Source organism: Oceanisphaera sp., assembly GCF_052084945.1.
Classification (GTDB): domain Bacteria; phylum Pseudomonadota; class Gammaproteobacteria; order Enterobacterales; family Aeromonadaceae; genus Oceanimonas.
Window position 1 is genome coordinate 1 of record NZ_JBQDEX010000149.1, and the last position, 5243, is coordinate 5243.

General features: G+C 44.9%; 5 protein-coding genes. 2 read left to right on the top strand and 3 right to left on the bottom strand.

Going from position 1 to position 5243, the window contains the following annotated elements:
* On the bottom strand, positions 1-357 hold a 357-nt coding region (locus ACTHY5_RS11105; protein ID WP_441879618.1), incomplete at its 3' end, for a hypothetical protein.
* A gap of 335 nt (positions 358-692) precedes the next feature.
* Here ACTHY5_RS11105 and tus point away from each other — a divergent pair.
* Together tus and ACTHY5_RS11115 are read left to right on the top strand one after the other, a co-directional pair.
* The gene (gene tus, locus ACTHY5_RS11110; RefSeq protein ID WP_441879620.1) at positions 693-1589 is read left to right on the top strand and encodes a DNA replication terminus site-binding protein; all 897 of its coding nucleotides are present in this window, start codon (positions 693-695) and stop codon (positions 1587-1589) included.
* Between the two features lie 143 nt (positions 1590-1732).
* Positions 1733-2923: an amino acid aminotransferase gene (locus tag ACTHY5_RS11115; protein WP_441879622.1), complete on the top strand. Its 1191-nt coding sequence runs from the start codon at positions 1733-1735 to the stop codon at positions 2921-2923.
* A 73-nt stretch (positions 2924-2996) separates the two neighbouring features.
* Here ACTHY5_RS11115 and ACTHY5_RS11120 read toward each other — a convergent pair whose 3' ends face one another.
* Positions 2997-4850 (bottom strand): diguanylate cyclase domain-containing protein, encoded by a 1854-nt coding sequence (locus ACTHY5_RS11120; protein WP_441879624.1) that lies wholly within the window; start codon positions 4848-4850, stop codon positions 2997-2999.
* A partial coding sequence (locus ACTHY5_RS11125) for a hypothetical protein (protein ID WP_441879626.1) occupies positions 4847-5243 on the bottom strand: 397 nt, incomplete at its 5' end. The genes ACTHY5_RS11120 and ACTHY5_RS11125, both read right to left, overlap by 4 nt.

Genomic DNA, 5243 nt, shown 5'->3' on the forward strand with positions numbered 1-5243 from the left:
CAACCAGGGCACAGCATCCGGCGGGTCTGTCGGGTGCTGCACACGCTCTTCGGTGAGGACCCAGAAGCTGTTTTTATCTTTTGCAACGCTGACATAACCCGCATAGGCAGCGCTGCCTGATGCGCTATCCGGTAAGGCTTGTGGCTTTAGCGTTTTTTGGGTGAGCTCTATTGCGCTAAATTGAACGGCGCTGTCGGTTTGGAACAGGTAAGAGATATCCCGTTGCACATTGGGACTCCCCTCCAAATCAGCATAATCAAAACCATCATTCGCTTGTGTTATGGAAGTATGACAACAAAAAATCATAAAAACGCATCTAAAAAAATAGCCGGATAAACGCTTGGATGTATGTGACATAGGCACCTCACTTTTTATCATGCTAGCTGCCATTAAATGAAACAGCAATACGGATACAAATGATTACTATAGGCTCAAATAAAGGATTTATCCCATCGAACGCTAACCGATGCAGTATAGGGCTACACTAACCGATAACATTTCGCACCAACTGACATTATGTTAAAAGTAGAGTTGTAATGCGCCACCTTAGCGGCTTAACAACAGTCGAACAAAGAGACCACTCAACGGATACGCTGCAATTGGGTATGATTAAAGGGCGAATCGTTTTTACTTGCTGTTGTTGGGTTTGGCTGTTAAATTTATAGACAAACCTTGTATGTTGGCATAATGACATGTTTACACCAGCAGCACGCTTAACTCACACTTTTAATGAATTAACCTCCGCCATGACGGCGCTGGCGCAATATATCAGTCAGTTAGCTGATAAAGGACAGGTGCAAGCCGCCTGCTTTAGTTTGCCTCCCGTGGCCAGTGGTGATGAACATCAAGCCGTCTCTCATATTCCGGTGCACACACTCTATGGCAATGAGGCTATTACCGGCGCATTAGACGGGTTTAAACAGTGGTTTATGCAACCTAACTGTTCTACCAAGGCCAGTTTTCGCCTGCCCGGCTATTTAATTCTGCCAAGCCAAGCCCAGCCTCAGTTGCACGAGTTAATTGAGCATATTAACCACCTAAAAAATCAGTTTAAAGCTCAGGTGCAAGCAGCAGGTAACCGAGATCAAAAGTTTGCACTGGTACACGACGCCCTACCCGGTTTAATCACCTTACAAGTGTATCGTCATTTAGTGCTCTTACCTCATGCGGTATCTCGGCTAGGATTTACGTGGGCAAATAAGCAAATTATTCAAAAGGTAGATAAAGACGCCCTTATTAAGCAACTAAGTGCTGCACGCTTATCGCCGCCTGGGCTCACCGATGCTCAAACCTGGCAGCAATGCGTAGAACGCGAGATGTATGACGTTAAGCGCGTACCTAACACCGCCGAACTGCGCCTGCGCCGCCCTGTTAAAACCCACCCTATGGTGAATGTGCGCTGGCGCGAAGAAATACAGCCGCGTCAACAACAGGTAAAAGCACACTTGCCCTTGTTACTATGCCAAGATGAGCCACCCGCTATTACGGCGCTCGAAAGCTACCCCCCCACTCAGGTACGAAAGCGCCGCGCGGCCACCACCAAAGACGAGCCATTGATCCCACGGCTGCACATATATCGTAAGCGTTAATCAATGAGATAAGGCCATTCCCCTGCCAAAAACCCCACACTCATTGAGGGATCTCCAGATTTTAACTAACGGACTCACCCATTTTTTGTGATATTATTATTTGGCGTAACTTAACCCTCTTATTCACAAGGATTGAATATATTATGTTTGAGAAAGTCACCGCTGCACCTGCCGACCCCATTTTAGGGCTGACTGACACTTTTCGTAACGATCCTCGTACCAATAAAATAAACTTGGGCGTAGGCATCTACAAAAACGAAGCTGGCGATACGCCGGTATTGCGTTGTGTCAAAAAAGCAGAAGCGCGCTTGGTTGAAGAGCAAACCACCAAAAACTACCTTGCCATTGAAGGAGTTGCGGCTTATGCCGGCGTAGTACAAAAGCTATTGTTTGGTGACAATGCGGCCATTATTCAAGACCAACGCGCTCGCACCGCACAATCTCCTGGTGGCACTGGGGCATTGCGCATTGCCGGTGAATTTATTGCTCGTCAACTTAATAGCAATACTATTTGGATTTCTAACCCCACTTGGGCGAACCACAAAGCTGTTTTTACCGCTTCTGGTTTAGAAATCAAAGAGTACGGTTACTATAACGCCGAAACCAAAGACTTAGACTTTGATGCCATGCTGGCTGATTTGGCTCAGGCAAAATCAGGTGATGTGGTACTGCTACACGGTTGTTGCCATAATCCTACCGGTATTGATCCAACCGCTGAGCAATGGCAGCAGTTAGCGAAATTATCAGCAGAAAAAGGCTGGTTACCTTTGTTTGACTTTGCCTACCAAGGGTTTGGTAAAGGAATAGATGAAGACGCTTATGGCCTGCGGGTGTTTGCTGAGCACAATCTTGAGTTGTTGATTGCGAGTTCTTTTTCTAAAAACTTTGGCATGTATAACGAACGTGTAGGTGCTTTCACCTTAGTGGCCAAAGACGCCGACGCGGCGAATGCCTCGTTCAGCCAAGTAAAAACCATTATTCGCGCCATTTACTCTAACCCACCGGCGCACGGTGCCAACGTAATCGCCATGATTGCCGAAGACGAAGCGCTATATGAAGACTGGTTAGTAGAATTAGCAGAAATGCGCGATCGCATTCAAGAAATGCGCACCTTATTTGTAGAAAAGCTAGCCAGCCGTGGCGTAAGCAAAGACTTTAGCTTTATTGCTCGCCAAAACGGTATGTTTTCATTTTCAGGGTTAAACAAAGCCCAGGTTGAGCGCCTAAAAGATGAGTTTGCTATCTACATTGTCGGCTCTGGCCGCATTAGTGTGGCAGGCATTACTAAGTCTAATATTGATGCGTTATGTGATGCGATAGCTGCTGTCATTTAATACTAAAAACAACGCTTAAGTTACATTAAAAAAACAGGGCCTTGGCCCTGTTTTTTAATGCTTGTGGAGTGAGTTAATCTTTTAAACGCACAATTTGACCTTTCGCATTACCTTGCTTTTTACCTTTTGCCTTAGCTTGATACATGGCATGATCGGCGCGGGTTAACAAGGTCGCAGCACTGTCACCGTCTTCTGGATACAACACAACCCCGATAGAGGCCGCAACTTGCAGCTGAAATTCTCCCCACTCAATGGGCTGTGCAATCAGGGTTAATAACGAGTCAGCCACGTTAAAAGCGGCGGCTTCATCATCAATATCCTCTAATAAAATTACAAATTCATCCCCTCCAATGCGCGCACAACAATCTGTGGCGCGAAAGCGGTGCTGTAAACGCACACCCAGCTCTCTTAAAAATGCATCACCAGCATGATGACCATGGGTATCATTAATTGCCTTAAAGCCATCTAAATCAATAAATAGTAAGGCAAAATGTTGGGGGGCGCGCTGAGCTTTATGAATACTGCGCACTAGTTGTTCACTCAGTAAACTACGATTGGCAAGCCCGGTTAACGAATCATATAAAGCTAAGTGCTCAATTTGTTCTTGCTGCTGCTGGCGCTCTAAAATAAGCGCGGCTAAATGGCCAATACGTTCTACCACCATTTGCTCGTGCTCATTAGGCATACTTTGATAACGGGGAAATACCGCTAAAAAACTTTGCGATATCTGCGGATTAACCTGGATCGGTATTAACCAACAGGCTGATATTTTATACTGCCTAGCCAGTGACTGCCATTGTTGCCAGTGTTCACCTTTCGTGTCTGCAGCAAACGTTTGTAAGCCGCCTAACTCTAATCTAGCCTTTATGGTTTTTAATAAACGAGCAGTTTGTAGTGTATATAACTGCTGGCAGAATGAGTCCGGTAAACTTGGCCCATTAATGACCTGCAAGTGCTGCTCGGCATTTATGTTTACCACAGCCACACGACAAGACTCTAATTGTCGCTCTAATGACAAACAAGTATGGTCAAAAATTCGCTCGGCTGACTCATTACTGGTCGCCATCTCCAACATTTCGCGCTCTAACCGTAACAAGGCATCTGCTCGGTCTTGTATCGTAATATCTTGCCCAGTGTAAATAAGATAACGTGCAGGCACGCCATCTTCTTTTACTTGTTTAACCGTCCAGCGAATATGCAGCGGCTCGCCATTTGCGTTACTCATACGACACGTAAAAGCACTAAATTTAGTAGTCGATTGCTTCGCGTTAGGTAAATACTTTAATCCATCTAGCCCCAATAACATTTTAAAAGGTTGCCCTTGTAATTGTTGCTGGGTAAAACCGGTATGCAGCTCCACACTGTGATTTAAGTTAACAATGCAACCACTGGTATCCGTTACCACCACTAAAGCACTCATGGTTTCTAATACAGTATCAATAAATTGTTTTTCTGCAGACTGAGCCAAGTGCACCTTGCGCAGTGCTTGTTCTTTATCGCGTAAGTGACGTTCACGACGAATGGCCGTCGTAATATTATGTAACTGCACCAATACCACACCACTGTGGTGTAGAGGCCTAAGGGCTATAGAGTGATGTATCGCTGTTTGATTAAGTGCTGCGTTACGATTAAATAAAGGCAGTAATTTAGGGTGTAACTGATAAGACAATAAGCGTGACAAACGCTGTTCGCAAGCATCTTGAATAGCGGTTAATAACACCGCCGGCAAAGGCTCATCAAATAATTGCTCTAAACGCTTACCCACCGCTAACTGAGCACTAACGCCACTATATCGCTCTAACCATTTATTCCAAAACAGTATATTCTGCTGCTCATCAACCAGTATAATGCCACTTTCTATTTCATCTAATGCAACCTGACTCAGTTCAGGTAATAAATTCTTCGCCGGGACTGTAGTGGGTATCATTGTGTTAACTCAGCTAAGTATTGCTGTAATGCAGCAATAAATATGTCTGCCGAACGCACATCAATAACAAAGGCTAAATACCCTTCTAAGTCTCGTTCACGCAAACTAAACTTAATTTGCACCAACATAATAATGGATGCGTCATCTTGCTCATCATCCACGGTTAACTGGCTGAGTAGGTTAGGCGTATCAATATTAAACACTTGAGGAATTTCGGTTTGAACTTGCTGATGAAGCAAGTTAGCCAAGGTCGCTAAACAGTTATTCAATAAAATATTGCCAAGCTCTGCAAGTGTCTCTTGCTCTAACTCCGAAATTTCACCTACCGACATATCTTCGCCAAGAATGGCTCGCACTAATTCAAGACTGCGCTCTTCAGGAAACAACAGTGCC

Bases quoted from the DNA above. Each gene is read 5' to 3' on its own strand.
- ACTHY5_RS11120 (WP_441879624.1), bottom strand. From the start codon at position 4,850: ATGATACCCACTACAGTCCCGGCGAAGAATTTATTACCTGAACTGAGT.
- tus (WP_441879620.1), top strand. From the start codon at position 693: ATGTTTACACCAGCAGCACGCTTAACTCACACTTTTAATGAATTAACC.
- ACTHY5_RS11115 (WP_441879622.1), top strand. From the start codon at position 1,733: ATGTTTGAGAAAGTCACCGCTGCACCTGCCGACCCCATTTTAGGGCTG.